General features: G+C 48.4%; 15 protein-coding genes. 9 read left to right on the top strand and 6 right to left on the bottom strand.

Annotation, left to right across the window (positions count from 1 at the left end; all coding sequences use genetic code 11):
- Positions 1-28 precede the first annotated feature (28 nt).
- Both AACZ40_RS05690 and AACZ40_RS05685 read left to right on the top strand, forming a co-directional pair.
- Positions 29-2269, top strand: coding sequence for a serine/threonine-protein kinase (locus AACZ40_RS05690; RefSeq protein WP_291172864.1), 2241 nt, complete (start codon positions 29-31; stop codon positions 2267-2269).
- 180 nt (positions 2270-2449) lie between these two features.
- Entirely contained in the window at positions 2450-3424 is a 975-nt protein-coding gene (locus AACZ40_RS05685) for a hypothetical protein (RefSeq protein ID WP_291172867.1), read from the top strand.
- A gap of 86 nt (positions 3425-3510) precedes the next feature.
- Here the strand turns inward: AACZ40_RS05685 and eno are convergent, their stop codons facing one another.
- Both eno and AACZ40_RS05675 read right to left on the bottom strand, forming a co-directional pair.
- Positions 3511-4881 (bottom strand): phosphopyruvate hydratase, encoded by a 1371-nt coding sequence (gene eno / locus AACZ40_RS05680; protein WP_291172870.1) that lies wholly within the window; start codon positions 4879-4881, stop codon positions 3511-3513.
- Between the two features lie 115 nt (positions 4882-4996).
- The gene (locus AACZ40_RS05675) at positions 4997-6043 is read right to left on the bottom strand and encodes an aminoglycoside phosphotransferase family protein (protein ID WP_291172872.1); all 1047 of its coding nucleotides are present in this window, start codon (positions 6041-6043) and stop codon (positions 4997-4999) included.
- Positions 6044-6442: 399 nt separating this feature from the next.
- Between AACZ40_RS05675 and AACZ40_RS05670 the strand changes: the two genes are divergently transcribed.
- The 4 genes from AACZ40_RS05670 (at position 6443) to AACZ40_RS05655 (ending at position 13422) form a co-directional block, all read left to right on the top strand.
- The gene (locus AACZ40_RS05670; RefSeq protein ID WP_291172874.1) at positions 6443-7321 is read left to right on the top strand and encodes a hypothetical protein; all 879 of its coding nucleotides are present in this window, start codon (positions 6443-6445) and stop codon (positions 7319-7321) included.
- Between the two features lie 154 nt (positions 7322-7475).
- Positions 7476-8420 (top strand): PIG-L family deacetylase, encoded by a 945-nt coding sequence (locus AACZ40_RS05665; RefSeq protein WP_291172877.1) that lies wholly within the window; start codon positions 7476-7478, stop codon positions 8418-8420.
- A 261-nt stretch (positions 8421-8681) separates the two neighbouring features.
- A complete protein-coding gene (locus AACZ40_RS05660) occupies positions 8682-11795 on the top strand; it encodes a PSD1 and planctomycete cytochrome C domain-containing protein (RefSeq protein WP_291172880.1) in 3114 nt (1037 codons plus the stop codon).
- Positions 11796-11940: 145 nt separating this feature from the next.
- Positions 11941-13422 carry a DUF1501 domain-containing protein gene (locus AACZ40_RS05655; protein WP_291172883.1) on the top strand — a complete coding sequence of 494 codons (1482 nt, stop codon included), beginning with the start codon at positions 11941-11943 and terminating at the stop codon, positions 13420-13422.
- Between the two features lie 27 nt (positions 13423-13449).
- Here the strand turns inward: AACZ40_RS05655 and AACZ40_RS05650 are convergent, their stop codons facing one another.
- The 3 genes from AACZ40_RS05650 to AACZ40_RS05640 all read right to left on the bottom strand — a co-directional run bounded on the left by AACZ40_RS05650 (position 13450) and on the right by AACZ40_RS05640 (position 16838).
- Positions 13450-14808: a BBP7 family outer membrane beta-barrel protein gene (locus AACZ40_RS05650; protein WP_291172886.1), complete on the bottom strand. Its 1359-nt coding sequence runs from the start codon at positions 14806-14808 to the stop codon at positions 13450-13452.
- Between the two features lie 298 nt (positions 14809-15106).
- Positions 15107-15664 (bottom strand): TMEM43 family protein, encoded by a 558-nt coding sequence (locus AACZ40_RS05645; protein ID WP_291172888.1) that lies wholly within the window; start codon positions 15662-15664, stop codon positions 15107-15109.
- 43 nt (positions 15665-15707) lie between these two features.
- A complete protein-coding gene (locus tag AACZ40_RS05640) occupies positions 15708-16838 on the bottom strand; it encodes a nucleoside hydrolase (RefSeq protein ID WP_291172891.1) in 1131 nt (376 codons plus the stop codon).
- A 136-nt stretch (positions 16839-16974) separates the two neighbouring features.
- On the opposite strand from AACZ40_RS05640, the gene rhaB reads away from it, so the two are divergent.
- From rhaB to AACZ40_RS05625, 3 genes are all read left to right on the top strand, one after another.
- Complete coding sequence (rhaB, locus tag AACZ40_RS05635) at positions 16975-18477, top strand: rhamnulokinase (protein ID WP_291172894.1); 1503 nt, start codon at positions 16975-16977, stop codon at positions 18475-18477.
- A 129-nt stretch (positions 18478-18606) separates the two neighbouring features.
- On the top strand, positions 18607-19554 hold the full coding sequence (ftsY, locus tag AACZ40_RS05630; protein ID WP_291172897.1) for a signal recognition particle-docking protein FtsY: 948 nt from the start codon (positions 18607-18609) through the stop codon (positions 19552-19554).
- 409 nt (positions 19555-19963) lie between these two features.
- Positions 19964-21406 carry a porin gene (locus AACZ40_RS05625; protein ID WP_291172899.1) on the top strand — a complete coding sequence of 481 codons (1443 nt, stop codon included), beginning with the start codon at positions 19964-19966 and terminating at the stop codon, positions 21404-21406.
- A 248-nt stretch (positions 21407-21654) separates the two neighbouring features.
- Here AACZ40_RS05625 and purH read toward each other — a convergent pair whose 3' ends face one another.
- Entirely contained in the window at positions 21655-23232 is a 1578-nt protein-coding gene (gene purH, locus AACZ40_RS05620) for a bifunctional phosphoribosylaminoimidazolecarboxamide formyltransferase/IMP cyclohydrolase (protein WP_339673567.1), read from the bottom strand.
- Between the last annotated feature and the right edge of the window lie 225 nt (positions 23233-23457).

Below are 23457 nucleotides of genomic sequence, written 5' to 3'. Positions count from 1 at the left end.
GAACTTCATCCAGAAATTCGGGAGCTCAATGTTGTCTGCTTCAGAGCCAAATCAGCAGGTTTCAGAAAGTCAAATTGCCATCGATGCACTTACCGAAGTGCTGGGGCGGTTTGTCAGTGAGTGGGAAACCTGCCAGGCTCCCCCCGACTTGAAGGACTATATTTCAGCGACTGATTCTCATAACCGGTTTCTGCTGATTGAACTGATTAAAGTTGACCTGGAATTTCGCTGGCAGCAGTTCAATTTTCCCAGACGTATTCTTGAATATCTCGATGATTTCCCCATTCTGGAAGAGCCTGAAATCCCCGTCGACCTGCTCTATGAAGAATTCCACCTGCGCCGTCAGAATGGATTCGAGGTCGACCCTGCTGAATACATCGGCTTATGCCCCACAGCTAACCCTCAACTCAGACAGCTGTTTGATCTCGATCATGCTTACAGCACGACGAAGATGTTCCTTCATTCCCCAACGCAGACATACCAGCAGTTTCAGCCCGGGGATACCGTTGATGACTTCGAACTGTTGACGCTCTTGGGCAAAGGAGCTTTTGCCAGGGTTTTTCAGGCACGACAAAAATCGATGCAGCGAATTGTGGCATTGAAAATCTCCGAGGATTCCAGCGATGAACCACAGACCCTGGCTCAACTGGATCATGACAATATTATTCGCGTGTTTGACCAGCGATTGCTGACGGACCAGAAGATCAGATTGCTCTACATGCAATATCTGCCCGGGGGTACTTTGCAGGCGGTCGTAGCGATTGTTCGCAAAACGGCCCCTGATGAACGCTCAGGCAGAATACTTGTGAATGCCGTTGATCAGTCTCTGGATCTGAGAGGCGAATCGAGACCTGCTGAATCGATCATCTACCAGAAGTTTCAAGCATTATCCTGGTCAGAAACGATCTGTTGGCTGGGAATTCGGCTGGCACAGGCGCTGGACTATGCCCATTACAAGGGAGTGTTACACCGGGATATTAAACCAGCAAATGTTCTACTGACAGCAGAAGGGATTCCCAAACTGGCTGATTTCAATATCAGCTTCAGTTCGCATGTCAGTGGCACTACCCCGGCGGCTTATTTTGGAGGCAGCCTGGCGTACATGTCGCCTGAACAGCTCGAAGCCTATGATCCGACTGATGCAAGACTCCCTGAAAGCCTGGACGAACGCAGTGACCTGTATTCTCTGGGACTGATGCTGGCAGAACTGTTAACGGGAATTCGCCCCTTCCACGAGCCCTCAATTCAGTCCGGCTGGTCCGACCTGCTGAAGCAGATGATCCAACAGCGTAAAACAGGTATTTCGTTATCTGCCAGCCCTCAACACCTGCCTTCCGACTGTCCGGAGCACCTGGTTACAGTTCTGCAGAAATGCCTGGCCCCCGATCCTGCCCAGCGCTGGAGTTCAGGAGCAGCACTTGCTAACCAGCTGGAACTCTGCCTGAATCCCCGGGCGCAGCAGATTCTGTTTCCCGCATCGAAAAGCTGGTTCGCAAAACTCAAAGGCTGGGAAATTCCCATCGTCATTCTGATTGTGGCAATCCCGAATATACTGGCGGGACTGTTCAATTTCTTTCATAACCAGAAACATATTATTGAACACTTAAAAAACTCGCAGGATGCTTTCTGGAATATCCAATCCACGATCAACCTGATTGCGTATCCCACAGGTCTCGGCCTGGTTGGCTGGTTGACCTGGCAGTTGCTGCGGTCTGCTGCCGACAGCAAAATCAGCTCAAAACCGGATCTGGAAAAAAATGTCCGCATGCAGAAACGCTGCCTGCGTCTGGGGCATTATGCCGCACTGATCTGTACGGCGGAGTGGATCATTGCCGGAATCGCATACCCGATCAGTATGCATTATGCGATTGGTACATTACCGGTGACTGCCTACATCCATTTTCTGGGTTCCCTGCTGCTGTGTGGACTGATCGCTGCCAGCTACCCTTTTTTTGGTGTTACCTATTTCAGTTTGCATTCGATCTATCCGCGTCTGATTCAGAACTCTGATTTCACTCAGCTGGCTCCCGATTCGTATCAGCAACTCAAACGCTTGAGCTGGGTTTATCTGATTATGGCATTTCTGGTACCTATGCTGAGTATCGCTTCACTGGCGATGATCAACCTGGATGACAAAATTGCGATCGGAATTCTCACCGTGGCGGGGACTCTAGGAGCAGTCAGCATCTTTCGTATTTTTCAGACCCTGCAGGCAGATCTGGACGCTCTTGAGGAACTTTCACGCCGTGTCCAGAATTCTCCCCCCTAATTAATCCTCACCAGGTGATCTTCTTAAACCCTTTCATTTCAAGCAGTAACCCACGCCAGTAGACATGCACATTTCGTTTTTCTGTTTTTTATATAAAATTGCTGTAACAGATTTTCTTCGTTCCCGCATGGTTAAGTGTGAGACACACAACACTTAATCAAAATAATGAGGAACGAAACGATGAAAACGATCGCCACTTTGATCACTTGCTTTACAGTATCCCTGATGTTGGGTTCAGGAAATGCTTCTGCTGGTAACAATCGTTTTTCAGGAAAATCGGGAAAGAGTTCTTCCAGCCGTTCCTTCAACCACCACGGTAACCGAAACGGTAATTCCCGAAGTAACAACTTCAGCCATCGTCCCAGTAATTCGCAGCAGAATAAGCAATCATCAAACCAGCGTTTTTCTCAACTCAAGAAATCTTCTACAGGACAAAACAACTACAAAACGTCTTTCAGCTCAAAGACAAACAATTATCATTTTAAACCCGCCCCCAAACAGAATGAATTCGATAAACCGAATCGGTTTGAGTCTAAAAAACAGAAGTTCTCACAGAACAAAGCAACCCGGCGTCCGATCATAACCCCACAAAAAACGATCAAACACAGCAAATTTCATGGCCATCACCACGGACACCATAACAATCACCATGGACATCATCACTGGCACCGTCCATGGATTCATATCAATACTCGCCCCTGGTGTCCCCCGGTCTGTCGCCCCTGGTACCCTGTTGCCTGTGCCGATCCAATTTTAACTCCCTGTGTGATCACTGCCTGTACTCCCATTTATTACAATGAAGCCGGTGAAACTGTTGTCGAGTCTGCTTCAGAAACTGAAACGGAAATCGCTACGGAACCCGTTGAGCAGGAACGGCTGGAACTGGTATCCGGAAAACTGTTTCAACTGTCAGCGGAAGGACTGGGAGCTGAACAAGGTATGGTTGTTCTGGAGATCAACGAAATGGGTTTACCAGCCAAAATTGAAACATGGGAAGACAATATTCTGGCTTTCCAGACACCTCAAATTGGACTGTCTAAAGCGACAGAAGCTAAAATTCATGTAATGAACAGCAAAGGACAGTTACTGGCAACTCTGGACATTAACCTGCAACCCGCAACAGAAAAGATAACAGATCCTGTCGCTTCCAACTGAATTGAATTCAATGTAAATCAATAAAAGCGTCTTCGATGACATCGAAGACGCTTTTATTTGTTGCACTAGAAAGCCTGTTTGTGATCTTAGCTGGATCTCAAACTGGCAAATATTCCGCCGCCATGATACAGGGCTTTGTCAGAGAGAGCCTCTTCCAGCCGCAGCAGTTGATTATACTTGGCCAGCCGTTCGCTGCGTCCTACCGAACCGACTTTAAGCTGACCGGCTCCCGTTGCGACCACCAGATCGGCAATGGTCGTATCTTCCGTTTCTCCACTCCGGGCGGAGACTACTGGCCAGTAACCATGGTTAATGGACATCTTTAACGTTTCCAGGGTTTCGGTAAGAGTTCCAATCTGGTTTAACTTAATCAGCACACTATTGGCCGTCTGGCTGTCGATGCCCTGCTGCAGGCGTTTCTGATTGGTCACAAACAGATCATCACCGATTAACTGAACCCGATGCCCCAGCCGCTCGGTCAGTTTCTTCCAGCCAGACCAGTCATCTTCCGCCAAACCGTCTTCAATACTGATGATGGGATAAGTGTCGACCCAGCGTTCCAGCATATCAATGACGTCATCAGCCGATAACGCTTCGTCTCCTGTCGCATTCAGATGATACGTATCGGTTGCAGCATCGTAAAAGTGTGTACTGGCCACATCCAGGCCAATCGCCACATCCTCGCCGGGAATCAAGCCCGAAGCCTCTATTGCCGCAACGATGAACTTGACTGCTTCACTGTTACAACTTAATTTCGGTCCATAACCACCTTCGTCACCGATGAGAGTTCCTTCGTGGCCGGTCTTGTTGAGAATCTGCCCCAGTCGGCGGTAGATGGTCACTATCCATTCAAAAGCCTGCCGATAGGATGTGGCACCAACAGGCAGAATCAGGAAGTCCTGAAAATCGAGATTGCGCCCCGCGTGCAAGCCACCTGAAATCATATTGACCATTGGCAGCGGTAGCGACATGGAACGAGCCAGAAGATTCGTCCGCGTTGTCTGCTCAGTATCCTCTGCAAAGCCCGAACTGATATAATCTGACCAGATTTCAGCAAAACGCTCGACCGGGGTCTGCCCCTGTGACTCTGCGGCAGCATAGGCCGTTGCCAGTGAAGCTCCCAGAATTGCATTGGCTCCCAGACGAGACTTGTTCTCGGTCCCATCCAGTTCACAGAGAATCGCATCAATGCCTTTCTGGTCTGAAGCATCCTGTCCGATTAACGCAGCAGCGATCTCCCGTCTTACATTTTCGACAGCCTGAGTTACTCCTAAACCATCGAATCGAGCTGCCTCCTTGTCCCGTAACTCAACGGCTTCAAATTTCCCAGTACTGGCACCACTGGGAACGATGGCCCGCCCGCAACGTGAACCGGCACAGCAGATCTCGACTTCCACGGTGGGATTTCCACGACTGTCAAATACTTCGCGTGCATGGACATACTCAATTTGTGTCATTTCAGATCACACTCCCCGCTGTGATTACCGGCAACATCATTTATTAACTACGATATACTTTAATATTATCATTCTATCATATCAGGAGAAAACGGAATCTTCACCCGTAGCTCATTCAGGAATTCTGCATCTCATTCAATCTTAATGTCGATTGCTGTATCGTAGCAGGGGGATCAAGAATCAGAGAGAGCGCAAAAGAGCGTACCTGGTCCTGCATATCCGGTTCACTCAGATAATCAACCGTACTCTTGCCATCAACCCGAGACAACATACATGCTGCCAGATGGCGGATCGTCCGACGCTCCAGTTCCTGTTGTCCCATGGGAAAAGTATTTTTTTCCCCGGAAGCAGTGAGCGAGTGAATTTCTGCCAGATAATGTTCCCAGAAGCGCTCCACCAGTTGAATACAATGCGTTCCACGTTCGCGAAAGAAAACTGCTTTCAATACCAGATGGCTCAGAAAGAAACCCAGATCGAATGCCGGATCGCCATAATGGGCTGTCTCAAAATCGACGAGATGAATCTGATCGCCAGAGATTAGAATGTTTTTGGGACTGAAATCTGCCAGAACAAGACAGATGCGATTGCCTTCCATTTCTGTAATCAGATCATTCACCCAATCTTTAATTTCCGGATGGGCTTTGACGATGTACCGATAAAATGGATCAATGCGAAGCTGGTCAAAGATTTCCCAGTCCCCCCATCGCTCCTGAAACGACTGATTTCGAAAACTCAACCTGTGAATGGCCCCCAGATACCTCCCCAACCGTGAAGCAATGGAGAGATCAAATTTTCCATCCAGCAATTCCGCTTTCCAGACCTTGTGATCCTTATCGATTGCTTCCATCGCAAACAGATAATTATCGCGGTCCTCAAACAGAACGCGGGGAACCACTCCAGCCGGAAGCAGATTCTGCAATTCCTGCATCACTTCAAGCTCCCGCCAGATCCGTTCCAGCCGACTGAACCATTCTGCCTGAGTTCGCAGTTGCTTCCGTGACTGTTTGATGACAAAATCATCTCCTGCCCGGCGATCTATACGGATGACTATATTCGAAACTCCCCAGGCAAGTGCTTCCGCTACTGCGTCTTCCTCAGGGGATAACTGCTCCATCTCTTTTAAGTAATCGATGGCATTCTGTGCTGTAATCTCCCGTACCATTATTAAATTCCCATAAGTTACTGGCTCAAAAGCATTAAAGGGTTAGATAAATCACTACATCAAAATTTGACTTCCCTCCACACTCTCATGTGAACAGCCTCGTATTTATTAGAAGTATGACGCTGCCCGACAGGTTCTGCCACCGTATTACTCCTCATAATCGGCATAAACTGATATGACTCACCGCTTACCTGACCGGTTCTATATTAAAAGCCGGTAGCCCGAGTTGTGAAAAAGTCGCTTTCGCGACAACTTTTTGTTGCCAGACCCGTTTAATATGCTGTAAGATGATAATATTGGGATAGTTGTAGTAAATAGCTATTTCAGATTGATGAGTGATTACTAATCTCACACCACGTCAACGTGGTATCCTTCGAGTGAACCACAGGAACATTTTCTATGTTGTCCACAAACTCTGCTTCTCGTTTACTGATGTTTTTTTCTGTGACTTGTCTGGCACTCTGCCTGAGTACCACTCTGGAAGCAGCAAAAAAGCCGATCCCTCCACAGAAATATGATCCATCCGCTGAAAAGGCTGACGATCTGTTTGAAGCTATGGAAGCAGGACTGGTCGATGTCAAAATTATTGCCAAAAATTCGAAGGGCGGCAACGTTCTGATTTCCAACAATAATGAGAAACCACTCAATGTGAAACTGCCGGATACCTTCCTCGCAGTTCAGGTCCTGAAACAAGGTGCTCTCGGCGGTGGACTGGGTGGCGGACTTGGCGGTGGTGGACTGGGCGGTGGTCAAGGTGGTGGACAGGCACAGACAACCGGTGGCGGTGGCGGCGGAGGTCTGGGAGGCGGACTTGGCGGAATGGGAGCCGGAGGAGCTGGCGGGGCCGGCGGTGGTTTTTTCTCTATCCCTCCCGAAAAAACAGTTTCGGTTCCTTACACATCAGTCTGTCTGGAACATGGTAAAGCAGAGCCAGCACCGCGTATGGAATATCGCATGGTTCCAACAGAAGAAATGGTCAAAGATCCAGCACTTCAGGAACTGCTCCTTCTCGTTGCAACCGGTCGTGTCAATCAACAGGCAGGTCAGGCAGCAGCCTGGCATCTGGCAGATAAAATGAGCTGGCAGGAACTGGCTGCAAAGTCAGTCAAACATTTAGGTGGTGCCGCTCCCACTCCTTACTTCAATCAGGCAGAACTGCAGTACGCTTCACAACTGGTAAGTATTGCTCATGCACGTGCCCGTAACAGAGAAGAAAGCACAGAGACAGCTTCCACAACTAAATCACGTACAGAAACCGGACGCAGTTTTGAAAAATAATACATGATCAAACCGATCCGGTCTTAAAAGACTGCTTAATTAAGGCTCGCAATTGCGAGCCTTTTTTTTGCGGCACACTTTCATCATCTCAACGTCTCAGGTATTTTAAATAAAAGTCCGTTGATTCATACCGAAATAACTGGAGCTGAATACCATGAGGCCGAACCTGAGAAATATCATCTGCTCTACAATTTTAATGACACTCCCGCTGTTGTGTCATATCACATCTCTCCAGGCAGCTGAAGAAACCCCGTTACGCATTATCTGTTTCGGAGCTCATCCAGATGATGCAGAATATAAAAATGGCGGGACGGCTGCCCTGTGGGCTCAACAGGGGCATAAAGTAAAACTGGTTTCCGTGACAAATGGAGACATTGGTCACTTTGAGATGGCAGGTGGCACATTAGCTCAACGAAGAGCCGCCGAAGCCAAAGCAGCAGCAAAAATTCTGGGAGTCGAATCGGAAGTCCTGGATATTCATGATGGGGAACTACTCCCGACTCTGGAGAACCGTAAGAAAATCGTAAAACTGATTCGGGAATGGAATGCCGATCTTGTTATTTCTCATCGTCCCTGGGACTACCATCCAGACCACCGATATGTTGGCGTACTGGTTCAGGATGCCGCGTTTATGGTAACCGTCCCTTATTTCTGTCCTGATATCCCTCGCTTGAAGAAAAACCCGGTCTTCATGTACTCCAGCGATGGTTTCCAGAAGCCCTACCCCTTTCGACCTGATGTGGTGGTAGCCGTCGATAATGTTTTCGATCAGAAACTGAAAGCTGTTGCACAACTCGTTTCGCAATCGCTCGAAGGAGGAGCTGGAGGCAGCCCGGAACGTGCTGCGAAAGTTCCCCCTGCAGATCCACCGGAATTACGAATTGAATATCTGCGTCCTGCCTGGTCACGCCGTCAATCATCAGAAGCGAACAAATACCGTACAGAACTGATTAACATCTATGGAGAAGAAGTCGGCAAGCAGGTCAAATTCGCGGAATCATTTGAGCTTTGCGAATATGGTTCCCGGCCCAACAAAACCATGTTACTGAAACTGTTCCCCATCGAAGCTTCAATCCCGGTCGCTGATAAAAATAAATAGCAGATTCAACCATTTTACAAGCAAGTGATCGCAATGGCCTCTTTCAACAGGTTGAACGACTGTAGTTGCGAATTACTGCTATCTTCTGCTTGAGAAGTGGATCACCGAATCATTATTTGACATCCGCAGCTGTGACATAGTAATATAGTAGAACGATCACTCAGGGGACTTACCTGTTCTCCCATGCTGCAATGGAGCAGTACTGGCCTTCCAGAGACGCACCCGGATCGTTGAATTGCCTGATAAAATGAGGGCAAGCAAATGAACCGCCTCTTCTTTTGTTCAACTCTCTGGCTGTTGAGCCCGAGTTTACTGTTACTCCAGCCTCAATTTCTGCCTGCCGCAGAAGCTGTTGCAGAAAAAGATAAAATCGATTTTCTGAAACAGATCAAACCCCTGTTTCAGACCAAATGCTATTCCTGCCATGGTCGGGAAGTCCAGGAGGGTGGATTTCGCCTGGATCTGAAAAGTCGAGCCCTGGAAGGGGGAGACAGTGGCCGGGCAATTACTCCGGGCGACAGCCATAACAGCGAGCTCTATCATCGCATTTCCGGCACTGGGGATGGCGACCAGATGCCCCCGGAAGGTGAAGGAACCCCCTTAAGTAAAGAGGAACTGGCATTGGTCCGGCGCTGGATCAAACAGGGAGCCAGTTGGCCCGAAGTGCCAGACTCAAATACAGGTCTGGCTGGTTCAGACCACTGGTCATTTCAGCCCATCAAGGAAGTTTCTTTACCCGAGGTACAGCAGACCGACTGGGTCAAAAATGGTATCGATACATTTATCCTGCAGAAACTGGAACAGGAAAAAGTAAGCCCCTCGGAAGAAGCGGACCGCAGCACTCTGATTCGCCGCATCTATCTGGATTTGACCGGACTGCCTCCCTCTGTTGACGACTGGCAGAAATGGAACTCTGATCCCAACCCAAACTGGTATGAAAAACTGGTCGACCATCTGCTGGCCTCACCGCATTATGGGGAACGCTGGGCACGACACTGGCTTGACCTGGCCCGGTATGCAGACAGTGATGGCTACGAAAAGGACCGGAAGCGTCCCCATGCCTGGCGCTGGCGAACCTGGGTCATCAATGCATTGAATCAGGATCTTCCCTTCGATCAGTTTTCAAAGCAGCAGATCGCCGGCGATCTGTTTCCGGATCCTTCTCTGGACGAACTGGTGGCTACTGGATTCCATCGCAATACCTTGATTAACACGGAAGGGGGAACCGATCCGGAGGAAGATCGCGTCAAACGGACTGTGGACCGTACGAATACCCTGGGATCTATCTGGCTGGGTATTACTGTAGAATGTGCCCAGTGTCACACTCATAAATATGATCCCATCACACAGCGGGAATATTATCGCCTGTACTCTTTTTTCAATTCGCTCACAGAACCCGATATTGGAGCTCCCCTGCCTGCTGATCAGGCGAAATTCGATAAAGCCAACCAAGTCTATCAGGGTGCCCATCAGCCCCTGGTACAGGCGATTCAGGATTATGAACAGAACGAGTTGGCATCAGCGCTGATGCAGTGGGAAAAACAGATACCAGAACAAAAACCCGTCTGGACGATCCTGAATCCGGAAACAGTGAATGCCAAACAGAAAACGACACTGAAAATCCTGCCGGATCGTAGCGTATTGGCAGAGGGTGAAAATCCAGGTCGCGCAGAAATTTATACAGTCACTTTTAAAACAAATCTGCAGAACATCAAAGGCATTCGACTCGAAGCACTCACCGACCCCAGTCTACCCAGGCAGGGTCCTGGCCGCAGTGCTACTGGCGATTTCGAATTGACCATGCTTACGCTTGAAACGGCGCCTGTGGAAACTCCTGAATCTGCCAGTGAAATTGCATTACAGAATGCAAAAGCCAGCTTTGAAATGGATGGTTACAAAGTTGATCGTGTCATCAACAACAGTCCTCATACCGGTTGGTCCATTGCTCCTCAGGAAGGAAAACAGCAGATTGCTACGTTCGAGGCGAAAAAACCATTCGGTTTCGAAAAGGGGACGCTGGTCACCGTTTCGCTGCAGCAGTCCACTACGAAAAAAACATATCATAATCTGGGACGCTTTCGCATTTCACTTACGACGGCCGACACACCATTGCCTCTTACTGGTATGACAGACCTGATCGTCGAGACCTTGAAAACCCCGGCTGAGCAGAGAACTTCTGAACAACGACAGGAACTGCTGGAGTATTATAAAACCATCGATCCTCAGCTAAAGAAACTGAAAGCGCAAGAACTTGCCCATCGTAAAAAAGCGCCGCGTGATCCGGCTGAAACCACGAAAGCACAGGTTGTCGATCACCTGAAAGTACCACGCAAAACACACTTGCTGGTAAGAGGTGACTTCCTGAACCCTGCAGATGAAGTCAAAGCCAATACACCTGCGGTCCTGCCCCCCATCGGAACGACCAGCCCAGACCGTCTCGATCTGGCACGCTGGCTGTTCGAGTCCCGTCACCCATTAACAGCCCGAGTGACCGTGAACCGTATCTGGAGCCGTTACTTTGGTCGGGGAATCGTATTTACCGTCAATGATTTTGGCACGCAGGGAGAGCCCCCCTCACATCCGGAATTACTCGACTGGCTGGCGACTCAGTTTCGCAAGAATAACTGGAGTCTGAAGCAGCTTCACAAGCTGATCGTCACATCCGCAACTTATCGCCAGTCTTCAACGAACCGTCCGGAACTTGCGGAACGCGATCCGTATAATACCTGGTTGTCTCACCAGAACCGCCTGCGGGTGGAAGCAGAAATCATCCGCGATCAGGCATTGTCCGTCAGCGGATTGTTAAAGCATAAAGTAGGAGGCCCCAGCGTGAATCCTCCCCAGCCCGAAGGGATCGCGAACCTGGGTTATGCCAATTCGGTGAAATGGACAGCCAGTCAGGGAGATGACCGCTACCGGCGTGGACTATATACGTTCTTTCAACGTACCGTCCCTTATCCCATGCTGATGACGTTTGACTCCCCCGATTCAAATCTGAGTTGTACCCGTAGGGAGCGCTCCAATACACCACTGCAGGCATTAACGATCTGGAATGACCCGGTCTTTTTTGAGTGTTCTCAAAAGCTGGGCACACGGATCGTGGATAGGACTCAGCAAAATAACCTTTCACTCGATGAGCGAATCAATTTTGCGTTTGAGCTCTGTCTGGCACGGCAGCCTTCAGCTCAGGAAATTCAAATTATCCGTCAGCTTCATGAGGAACAGACAAAACTACTGGAAGCAGATCAGACAGCAGTCAGCGATTTAACGAATCAACTCCAGATCCCTGAAGGAAGTACACCGAAAGAAGTCGCAACCTGGATTATGATTGGACGGGTTTTAATGAATCTCGATGAATTTGTAACCCGCGGTTAACCTAAGAATGCCAACTTTCCCTGCGTGCTGGAGCGTATTACATTTAACCAAAGCGTCTCTCAACTAATAGACTCGACCCAAAGGGCATTGAAGACGCTACAGCAAAACTCGACACAGACTGGCATCTCTCTAACGGAACAATGCAATGATGAACACCGAACCATTCAATCTGAATCTGGCACGACGTCGCTTCCTGATGAATTCATCCTGTAGTGTCGCCAGCTACGCTCTGGCTTCAATGCTGGAAAAAGAGGGATTAATTGCCTCGGAAAAGAATGCGACAAATCCCCTGTCTCCCAAAGATTCACATTTTCCCGGCACCGCGAAAAACTGCATTTTCATATTTCTGGCAGGAGGTCCCAGCCAGATTGACCTGTATGACCCTAAGCCCAAGTTACAGGAATTAAACGGTCAGCCTCTCCCCAAAGAGCTGACTGAGAAGGTGCGGTTCGCTTTCATTAATAAAGAGACCGCAACCCTGAGCGGCAGTCCGAGAAAATTCACGAAGTCGGGCGAATGCGGAACCGAATTTTCTGATTTACTCCCCAATATTGCTACCTGTGCGGACGACATCGCCTTGATCCGTTCGATGTATACCGAACAGTTCAACCATCATCCGGCCCAGTTGATGATGAATACGGGTGTCGGACGTTTTGGCAGGCCCAGTGTTGGGTCATGGTTAACCTACGGGTTGGGTAGCCAGTCGAACAATCTGCCTGGATATGTTGTGTTGACCGCAGGACGGGGTGCCAGTGGGGGCGCTTCGCTCTGGTCCAGCGGCTCACTGCCCTCGACATACGCTGGTGTATTATTCCGAAATCAGGGTGAGCCGGTATTAAATCTGAACAATCCTCCCGGCATCACTCCCACAATGCAGAGGTCTGGTCTGGAAGCGATTACGAAGCTGAACAACGAACAACTTGCTGCCACAGGCGATGATGAAATCGCGAGTCGGATCGCCAGCTATGAACTCGCTTTTCAAATGCAGTCTTCGGCGCCCGAACTCATTGAGTTATCCAGCGAGACGAAGGAAACACAGGAAGCCTATGGAGTGAACCGCAAAGGAGATGCCAAGACCGGTAAGCGTGGTGGCGGCGCCGATGCAGAAGCTGCTTTCGCACGGAATTGCCTGCTGGCTCGGCGAATGGTGGAACGCGGAGTCCGGTTCGTCAATCTTTATCACGCCTCCTGGGACCACCACAGCGGTCTGGATGCCGGTATAAAACGAAACGCAGGAATCGTCGATCAGCCCGTAGCTGCACTCCTCAAAGACCTTAAACAGCGGGGTCTTCTTGACTCAACGCTGGTCGTGATGGCTGGTGAATTCGGACGGACACCATTGGGAGAAAACCGGACTGGCTCAAAAGCAGTCACTGGCCGAGACCATCATCCGGGCGCTTTCAGTCTGTGGATGGCAGGTGGGGGAGTCAAAGGCGGACAGGTCATCGGTAAAACGACGGAACTGGGTTGGTCAGTCGAAGAAGCCCCTGTTCACATCAATGATTTTCATGCCACGCTGCTGCATTTGTTTGGCCTGAATCATCTGAAACTGGCTCAGAATTTTGGTGGTCTGGATATTCGACTGACGAACGTCGGCGGTAAAGTGGTCGATAAACTGATCGCATAAGCTGAGTCAGCATTGACACGCCATGTATTATGGCCAGCTGAATTCTCCCCCTAAGACAAGACCATGGAGTTTGTATGTATCCGTACTGTCCTGGGCTTGAATTGAGACATCATTGGCAGCGAAAGAACCGTCCAGGTTGTAATAGGGAATTCCCCCTGCCCGGGCAACGTGATTAGCCCACAGGAAGTTATAACCAACGTTGAAGGTGAAGTATTCACTTAGATGAAAGCGGGCATTGATACCAAATTCGAACGTCGGTGAAAAGCGCGTCTTGGATATCGAAGTATGATGATTCGGATCATCCGGTCCCAGGAATTGATCAGTCACAACATTGCCATTGTAGTGATTGACTCCGAAACCAACCTTTGGTTCAGCCGCAATCGTGAACCAGGGATGCACGAATTCCATTCGGATACCAGCCTGAGGAACATATAGCTTATTGTTCGTCTGGCTCCTGATTGTGGACTGAAAAAACGGGAATGGTGGGTCCGTGTCTGCGCGCTCAAAGTCACCTTTCACCACCATCTCTTCACCGATTTTCAGATAACGAAAACCAGCCAGCGGACGAATCTGAAATCCACCGTCTCCATAATAGGTCCGAAAAAACAGATTTTCCGTATTGAAGACATAATTACTTTCCACTCCCCACGCCTGCGTTTTATAGTCGACGCTAAATTTCTGATTGAAATTCCGCTGGGGAGAAGATACTTCCCCATTGAATAAGAGAGGAATTGAAATCATATCGGTCTCACCAAAGGAAGGACCGAGTAGATCATTCTGATCATAAGAAAAACCGCTGGCATCGGTCTTCATGCCGAAGAAGATAGCCTCTATGGTACCGCTTTCAAAATCAATACCAAAGGTGCCGCGAATACCGTTAGAGCCTTCGCTGCCAATAGAACTCAAATCGGCGGCTTTCGTCGAGAGAGTAGGGAATCCCAGAAAATCATTTGTAGTATACGGGTTGCGTGGATCATCACCTGAATCGTTTTGAGCACCAATCAGCATGTTTCCCGGAGGCGCTTTCCAAAGCAGGTATTCCACACGTATCCAGCTGTTATGGGCCAGTCGACTAAAATATCCATCCATTGGATGGTCGTAACCCCAGCCACGATCTTCTGGAAGAACCCGCATGACAGAATCGTCTTGAGGCATCCCTCCATAATATTCTGCGGGATACGCATCAACCGACTGATAGTATTCCGGAGATGGTTCATACATCATTTCAGGCTCGTGCCTGGGACGATAAGCAGCAGCCGCATTGTAACTGACAGGCTGGATCATCGCTCCCATATCGGGAGAATATTGAGCCTGTGCAGAAAGTGTCTCTACCCCTGACAGGAGAACAACCATCCCAAGCAATAATCGGTAGGCCGGATTTACCATGTTCTACTTCAATCTCATGTTAAAGAAGTCTACAAGCCGGTGGCTCAACGAAACTGCCTAAAACCTCAGGCAGACCCTGAATATTCCCTCTTCAGCGCAGGAATATCTGCCTGGAGAGTATTAGATATATCAAAGGTATCGGTTATACGGGTTATTCGACTTGTAGGAATCCTGAGATCTCAGGCAGAAAGTTGGGAACCAGATCAACGAGGAACAACAACACCGGCAACCTGGAAAAGGCAGGTAAGACCTTTCAGGTTTGCATCTTTTACATTTTTTATCCGGAGCCTGAATAGCATCAGGCATTTCGGAGGGCATGTCTTAACCGGGCTCGTCTGCCGGAACGATAGAGAATGAATAGTGGTACGATCCCCGAGATCAGTAACACCGCGCCAAATACAGGTCGCGCTACCATCCAGACAGCTGAGAGGAGAACCAGTGTCAGACTGCAGGAACTCAGCAAAGCAAAGACTGTGATTCCACGGCCTACAAAATTCCAGAGGAAAGGGATCTTATCAACGAGTACAACAAGCGGTTTGAACAGTGTTGCTAATCCCAGAAATACAATAATCCATCCGGCAAACCGCAGCCCCCAGTTGAAAAGAGTTGTAGATTCTAAATTACGACTCTCCGTATTTGTCTGCCCCTGCTGCGCGGAGGCCTCATCCTGATTCTCGGACAAGACAGACTCGGCCTGGGAAATTCTGAGTTCCCGCTCGAGGATTTCAGTCTCGTTATGCCAGAGCAAAAACAACCCCGCCATCAGGAAAATAATTCCGATTCCCAGATTCTTCAAAGCGGTTTGAAAACGCTTACCGAAGGATGGTTCTACATGATCTTCCGTCTTCTGATTCACAGGAATCCTCCTCCAGGAGAAAAAATGAGAGGTTAAATTTGTTCTACTTCGCAGGTGGTTGACTGGAGAGATTTTCCAGAACTTCCTGTACCCTGATTATCTGATCCGGAGTCAAAGTAAGATATTGCTGGTTTCCGTCAGGTTTGACAGTGTGTTCCAGCTTTCCGAGTTTGTTGATCTTAAACTGACCTGGCTTCGACAGTCCAAAGTAACCACGACCGGGCCTGATTGCATACAGCACACTTGTTAAATCATAGGTGGGGCGATCATAAGGCATTTCATGCCAATATTCGTATCCCATTTTTACCGGATGATATTTCACATAATCATAATCGTTCTGGATACTACTGGCTCGATTCTGTATCGCACGCCCCACCTCCCAGCCGCTAACGACAATGGGAATTTCAGCAGGCCACAATTTATAAACCGTTTTTGCAGCAGGAACATCCAGTTTAACATTATACTCATGGAAGTCAGCAGGTTTATCCCGGTCAAAGCGTCCTATCATCTGAGAAAGCAGTTTCACTTTTCGGGACACAAGTTCCAGTCCCGTCAGTGGACTGATCTGATCGCCGGGTGACTGAAGCAGTCTCGCGATATTCGTTGAAAAACCGACGACAACAAGAACCACTGAATGATCGGGCTGTGCTGCCAGCGTAGACCTCAGGACGGAAACCGCATCCGGAATCTGTTCTGCATTTTGAAAACGGCGTGCAAATACAGGCTGCCCCTTCTCAGACGTTTCCACCACTTTACGAGTATAGGAGCCCTCAAGGTTTGTCACTCCCTTGCTGACTGTGCCCAGGGGGATACCAGGGCGGCCATAAAATGAATTTACGACATCACAGTACATAATCGACCAGGGATTATCTTTACTGCTGGTGACTGCCAGTAGTTCACATTCTCCCCTGCTCTGTAAAGCATGGATGACAGCTAGTGCCAATGCATCATCAATGTCATTACCCATGTCCGTATCGAAAATCAGTTTTACAGGCGGAGCGGCAGGAGATTCCGACTGAAATATCGAAAAACACAGGAAAACCGCCAGGAGTTTCAGTTTCATCGCATCTTTCATCTCAAATAGTTGCCGGTTTAAGTGAAATAAATGATATGGTTTTTCTTCAGGATAGAGTCTGATTTCCAAAACCACAATCATCTCATAATAAGAATCCATGATCTGATATTCTTTATTGAGCGACAACCGGTATCCAATGAATTTAAAGTGAAGTTATTGTATGATAGGGGGCTGAAACCTACATACCATTCTTCATATCAACCAGAAGACTTTATTGAGATAAAAAGGACTATCCATGCCGGCGCAGTGTTTTTTAGGTATTGATCTGGGAGCAGAAAGTGGACGTGTTCTCGCAGGCATCCTGAATGAAAACAAAATCCAGTTGGAAGAGATTTATCGTTTCAGTAATGGCCCTGTCCCCCTCGCAGGTACACGACGCTGGAACGTAACCGGCCTCTGGGCTTCCATTCTGAAAGGGCTCTCTCTGGCCGCACAAAAATATGGTAACCAGATTATTTCCGTCGGCGTTGATACATGGGGAGTCGACTATGTTCTGCTATCCGAAAAACAGGAAATGCTGGGGCAACCATATCACTATCGAGATCCCCGCACTGAGGGAATGCTGAATCTTGCCACTTCGCGAGTCCCTCAACAGGAAATATTTGACGCTACCGGTCTCCAGTTTATGGAAATTAACACTTTGTACCAGCTGTTAGCGATGCAGCAGACTGACCCTGAATTCCTTGATCAGGCGAAAACATTTCTGATGATACCTGACTTCTTTCACTGGTTACTCTCCGGCAGCCAGGTCGTGGAATTCACCAATGCAACGACGACGCAATGTCTGAATCCCGTGACGGGAGACTGGGCATATGAATTGCTCCGAAAACTGGAGATCCCCACCGCCATGCTTCCCAAACTGGTCTCACCGGGGACGAAACTGGGAACGTTGCGTGAAGACATCATGCAGATCACGGGGCTCGGTAAAATTGATGTCATCGCTCCTGCGACACATGACACGGCTTCTGCTGTCGCCGCCATTCCGACGACTCAAACTGGTAATCCAAACTGGGCTTACATCAGTTCTGGTACATGGTCACTCATGGGTGTCGAAGTCAATTCCGCGGTATTAGGCAAACGAGCCTTCGAATTGAACTTCACAAACGAAGGGGGCATAGATGGCACTTATCGATTACTCAAAAATATCATGGGACTCTGGCTCGTGCAGGAATGCAAGCGCGCTTTTGAACGCCAGGGCCAAACTATGGAGTATTCTGAACTGGCGGAAGCTGCAGCTTCTGCAGAAGCGTTTCGTTCGCTTGTTGACCCGGATGATTCACGATTCTTAAGCCCTCCTGACATGTTGGAAGCGATTACACAGTACTGCACAGAAACCAGTCAGCCTGTCCCGGAAACTCCCGGACAATATATTCGTTGTGCTCTGGAAAGCCTGGCCTTGAAATACCAGAAAGTCGCTGGCTGGCTGGAAGAATTAACAGGAACTCCTCTGGAAGTCATTCACATAGTCGGGGGAGGAACCAAAAACGAACTCCTGAATCAATTGACTGCGAATGCCTGCCAGATACCTGTCATTATCGGTCCGGTCGAAGCCACAGGACTTGGTAATGTATTAGTTCAGGCAAGAGCTGCTGGAGCGGTCAGATCCCTGTCCGAAATTAGGGAGATCGTGCTGAATTCAGTTGAGACCAGTCGTTATGAACCTCAGGAAAAGTCCGTCTGGGAAGAGGCAATTCAACGATTTAACAACTTAATCAACAATGCCACAGTAGATTTTTAAATAGATATCAGAAAAGCAGATACTTGCTGTCTGACGCCCGACACTATATTATCCCCGTCTGACATTCTGGTATTTCCTGGTATTTCAGAACATATTTCAATCAGCTGCCTGCAAAAAGAGAGAATTAAAATGGGTCTGTTTGACCGATTAAAACGTGGTTTAGAAAAAACAAAAGAAGTATTGAGAACCGACGTTCGCGATTTATTCAAAGCGGGCGAAATCCTGGATGACCAGAAAATTGAACAGTTTGAAGCCCGTTTGATCAAAACGGACATGGGGGTTACTGCCTCTTCAGCCATCTGCGAGGAAATCCGTAAAAAACATGGCGGACGTACTGTCATTCTCGATGAAATCGAAGAGACAGTAAAAGAGAAAATCCGTACGCTTCTCGAAGGGGAGGGAGATACAAAATGGGATATCACAGACCCATTATCTCCTTTAAATCAGAATTCAGACGGCGTCACTGTTATTCTGGTGGCAGGAGTGAATGGTGTCGGAAAAACCACTTCGATTGCAAAGCTGGCAAATCTGATCCTGAAACAGAACAAAACGGTATTATTAGCAGCCGGAGATACATTCCGGGCCGCTGCAGTTGAACAGCTCACGATGTGGGCAAATCGATTAGGTTGTGAAATCGTCACCAGACCTGATGGTACAGATCCTGCCAGCGTGGCCTATTCAGGTTGCGAAAGAGCCCTGGAAACCGGCGTAGATTACCTGATTATCGACACAGCAGGACGCCTTCAAACTCACACAAACCTGATGGAGGAACTGGAAAAAATCAAACGGGTTGTCGGCAAAAAAATCCCGAATGCACCTCACGAAAGTTTATTAGTCCTGGACGCTACCACTGGACAAAATGGAATCAGCCAGGCAGAACATTTTTCGAAATCTATCGAATGTTCTGGATTAATTTTAGCAAAATTAGATGGTACAGCCCGGGGGGGAGTTACCGTTGCCATCCGTCAGAAGATGGGAATACCCGTGAAATACGTCGGTGTCGGTGAGCAAATTGATGACCTGGAGCTGTTTAACTCACAGGGATTCGTCGACGCACTGTTTGCAAGTGCCACATAATTACTCTCCCGATAAAGTCTTATACTTAAGCCTCAATTCTGGATTGAGCCTAAACTCGCATACCGGACTGCTTATTCTTCGCGCAAGTTTAACATAATTTACTATCTGTTAAGCTTTAACGCTTCCGGTATCTGGCCGAACGAGTCAGACCTTCCTGATCAGTCAGGTTATTCTTGACGTATCTCTTTTCATCAAAGTGACTACGGAGAATTCCGATATTCCGTATTAGAGCCATCGTTATGTAAGCGCTCAATTTATCGGACCTCGCAGGTCATCTGATTGTAACGATGGTATTTTGATTAGACCGTCAGTATGGCTTCACCCAATTCATTATTTTGGAAAGCATATACGCCTCTCTTCTGACGGTATGGAGACCAAGCACCTTTAGCGTGTACTCAGGAGTTTAAATATGCGAAAACTGAATGAACTGAAAAGAAAAGCCAGACTGACTGGGCTCCTCTTAAGTGGGCTGGGTCTCATGGCTGTATCACCTGCATTTGGTGGTGATGCTGGTTGTGCCCCTTCTTGCACACCAGATCAACCCAATGCCTGCTGCACGAAAGTGTATGAGGATGCTGGTACAAAGTTAGCTGCAGAACTCGATCGGTTAACAGCAGAATGCTGTGCACCGAAGACTTGTGCTCCAACCTGTACCAATCCTGATACCTGTTGTGGCGAAGAAGCTGGTGATGATGGAGACTGCTGCAGTGGCCGCCTGACTCGTCTGTTCGACGATTGCGATGGCTGTGGAAATTTCCTCGAAGATAACGGCTGGAAACTCAGTGGTTGGCTGGAATTCGGTATTACCTTCAATGGTAACCGTCCTGCGAACGACTTGAACACTCCCGGTGTAGGATTTAACCAGGCTGACAGCCAGTTCATGATGAACCAGCTGTATTTCGCTCTGGAAAAAGACGCTGCAGCCAACGAAGACTGCTTTGGCTGGGGTGGTCGTGTCGATCTGTTAGTCGGTTCTGACGCCGCTGACACTGCCGTATTCGGTGGTCCAAACAATACCCCGAACTTCGACGGAACCTGGTCAGACAACGACAACGCTACTGCCAACCAGATTGGACTGGCGATGCCACAGTTGTACGCTTCATTTTATGCTCCCATCGGAAACGGTGTGACCATCAATGCCGGTCACTTCTATACACTGATTGGATATGAAGTTGTGCCTGCCACCGGAAACTTCTTCTACTCACATTCTTATACAATGCAGTATGATGAGCCGTTTACTCATACCGGTGTGTTAGCCAGCACTGATCTGAGTGACAACGTTGCTGTGTCCGGTGGTATCACCACAGGCTGGGACGATTTTGAAAATCAGAATAATGAGTGGAGCTTCCTGGGTTCTATCGGCTGGACCAGCGACAGTGAAGATACCTCACTGATCTTTGCCATCAGCTCTGGTGGTGAAAATGACGCATTGGGTGGAACTTCCAACCTGACCGTCTTCAGTATCGTAGCTCAGCAGAAACTGTCAGATAAATTGTCTTATGTCTTCCAGCACGACCATATGTTCTTCATGAATGGTGATGCTGCAGATCCAGGAGACGATGCTGAAGCCTACGGCATCAACCAGTATCTGTTCTACGACATGTGCGACTCAACGCGTGCCGGTATGCGAGTTGAATGGTGGCGTGATCACAATGGTACTCAGCTGGGTAATCCTGGTACGAACTACTACGAAATCACTGCAGGTATCAACCACAAGATCAATTCCTGCATTCAGGTTCGTCCTGAAATTCGCTGGGACTGGGCTGATGGAGCAGATCCCTGGACCACATCTGACGGTGGTACCAAAGACAGCCAGTTTACTGTTGGTACAGACGTGATTCTCGTCTTCTAAAGCCAAGGGATAATTCAATTATCCAAACGCATTCGGAACCATCCGAATCAATAAGCCATAACGAAAGGAGCCTTCTTCTCTGAAGAAGGCTCCTTTAATTTCATCTGTTCTATAAAATTGTCATTCCTCAAACAGCGTCAATATCACTATGCTTATCGAGGTTCCTCAACTCTACCTTCATATCACTCGTCAACTGTAACAAATGCCTTACTGACAAGTCAGGAGTGATAAAGAGAGCTGAGACCTTCTTAGTGTTTGAAATGCCGCCGGCCGGTAAAGATCATCGCAATACCATGCTCATTACAGGCATTGATCACTTCCTCATCTTTTACTGATCCACCTGGTTGAATAATGGCAGTTACACTAGCTTTGGCAGCTTCATCAACTCCATCTCGAAACGGGAAGAACGCATCAGATGCCACGACGGCTCCCTGGCTCCGCTCCCCGGCTTTATAAGCGGCTATATAGGAAGAGTCCAGACGGCTCATCTGACCTGCCCCTGCTCCCAGCAGCATTTCATCCTTTGCCAACACGATCGCGTTTGATTTTACATGCTTACAGACAATCCAGCCAAATGCCAGATCGTTCATTTCCTGAAGCGATGGTTCGCGACTGGTTACGACTTTCCAATCAGCGGAATCATCACGTAGTTCATCTTTTTCCTGAACAAGCAGGCCTCCGGAGACTCTACGATAATCAAGCGAGGCAACCTCAGGTGCTTTCATCATAGGGCATTTCATGAGTCTGACATTTTTTTTCCACTTGGGTTTCGTCGTCAGCAACTCAAAAGCCTCTGGTTCATAATCAGGTGCAATAATCGCTTCAATAAAGCGGTTGGGTTCACATAATTTTTCCGCAGTTGCTTTGTCCAGAGAACGATTGAAACTGATGATCGATCCAAAGGCGCTGATCGGGTCTCCTGCATAAGCTTTTTCAAAGGCTTCCACCAGTGAATCCGCGGTAGCACAACCGCAAGGATTGGTATGCTTAATCACGACCGCGGCAGGTTTATCAAAATCGCCAGCAATCTGCAGAGCCGCATCCAGATCGAGATAGTTGTTGTAGGAAAGTTCTTTTCCGTTTAACTGCTCTGCCTGTGCCACACTTGCTGCCGGCGGTTGTTTCTCAACATAGAATGCTGCGCTTTGATGGGGGTTTTCACCATATCGCAACTGATCGCGGCGAACCAGGTTGATACTGATCTGTTGGTCAAATCGTGTGGAGTCACTGCCTGGCAGAACGGATGCCATGTAATTAGCAACGGCACGATCATAGCACGCCGTCATCTCAAAGGCAGCTGCCGAAAGCTGCAGACGTAACTCTGCGGTCAGTGGGCCTGACTGTAAGGCTTCCAGTACATGAGAGTACTGAGTCTGCGAAGTCACAATTCCCACATAAGCATGATTCTTGGCAGCTGACCTTACCATGCTGGGACCGCCGATATCGATCTGTTCAATCGCCTCTGAGAGAGAGACTTCTGGTTTGGCAATCGTTTCTTCAAATGGATAAAGATTACAGACCACCAGTTCAAAGGGAACAATCTCAAATTCCTGAATGGAAGCCGCATCACTGGCCAGATCGGGACGCCCCAGAATTGCGCCGTGGACCTTGGGATGTAATGTCTTTACACGCCCGTCCATTATCTCAGGAAATCCCGTGTATTCTGAGATATCGATGACTTGGACTCCCTGCTCTTCAAGATAGCGGCGCGTGCCACCTGTAGAGATAAATTCAAAACCCAGTTCTGCCAGGCCTTTTACAAATCCATCAAGTCCCGTTTTATCACTGACACTTACTAGTGCACGACGTGGATGCGAATTACTCATTTGTTTTTTCGTCAATCACCTGAGAATACAGAAGAAACAAAGTCCCTCTGTCGTTTTAAGAAGTTCCCCGTGCCTGATATAAACAGACTTCCAGCTGCAGAGTATGCCAGAGTCGTTCCATGCACAACACGGACTCAGTTTAGCCAGTAGGCGTTCAGAAAACAAATGAGAGCTGAGTAGCAGGAGAGGCACGAAATGCAGATTCAGTGCTTTGTCAAGCTGGAA

The organism is uncultured Gimesia sp. (genome assembly GCF_963972345.1).
Classification (GTDB): Bacteria; Planctomycetota; Planctomycetia; order Planctomycetales; family Planctomycetaceae; genus Gimesia.
The sequence above is the reverse complement of the archived record's forward strand: the minus strand, read 5'-3'. Positions and strand labels throughout refer to the sequence as shown.

Excerpts from the sequence above, each read along its gene's own strand:
- AACZ40_RS05675 (WP_291172872.1), bottom strand. The coding sequence starts at position 6,043 with ATGGTACGGGAGATTACAGCACAGAATGCCATCGATTACTTAAAAGAG.
- AACZ40_RS05650 (WP_291172886.1), bottom strand. The coding sequence starts at position 14,808 with ATGGTAAATCCGGCCTACCGATTATTGCTTGGGATGGTTGTTCTCCTG.
- ftsY (WP_291172897.1), top strand. The coding sequence starts at position 18,607 with ATGGGTCTGTTTGACCGATTAAAACGTGGTTTAGAAAAAACAAAAGAA.
- AACZ40_RS05625 (WP_291172899.1), top strand. The coding sequence starts at position 19,964 with ATGCGAAAACTGAATGAACTGAAAAGAAAAGCCAGACTGACTGGGCTC.
- AACZ40_RS05665 (WP_291172877.1), top strand. The coding sequence starts at position 7,476 with ATGAGGCCGAACCTGAGAAATATCATCTGCTCTACAATTTTAATGACA.
- AACZ40_RS05670 (WP_291172874.1), top strand. The coding sequence starts at position 6,443 with ATGTTGTCCACAAACTCTGCTTCTCGTTTACTGATGTTTTTTTCTGTG.
- AACZ40_RS05660 (WP_291172880.1), top strand. The coding sequence starts at position 8,682 with ATGAACCGCCTCTTCTTTTGTTCAACTCTCTGGCTGTTGAGCCCGAGT.
- eno (WP_291172870.1), bottom strand. The coding sequence starts at position 4,881 with ATGACACAAATTGAGTATGTCCATGCACGCGAAGTATTTGACAGTCGT.
- purH (WP_339673567.1), bottom strand. The coding sequence starts at position 23,232 with ATGAGTAATTCGCATCCACGTCGTGCACTAGTAAGTGTCAGTGATAAA.
- AACZ40_RS05690 (WP_291172864.1), top strand. The coding sequence starts at position 29 with ATGTTGTCTGCTTCAGAGCCAAATCAGCAGGTTTCAGAAAGTCAAATT.
- AACZ40_RS05655 (WP_291172883.1), top strand. The coding sequence starts at position 11,941 with ATGATGAACACCGAACCATTCAATCTGAATCTGGCACGACGTCGCTTC.
- rhaB (WP_291172894.1), top strand. The coding sequence starts at position 16,975 with ATGCCGGCGCAGTGTTTTTTAGGTATTGATCTGGGAGCAGAAAGTGGA.
- AACZ40_RS05685 (WP_291172867.1), top strand. The coding sequence starts at position 2,450 with ATGAAAACGATCGCCACTTTGATCACTTGCTTTACAGTATCCCTGATG.
- AACZ40_RS05640 (WP_291172891.1), bottom strand. The coding sequence starts at position 16,838 with ATGGATTCTTATTATGAGATGATTGTGGTTTTGGAAATCAGACTCTAT.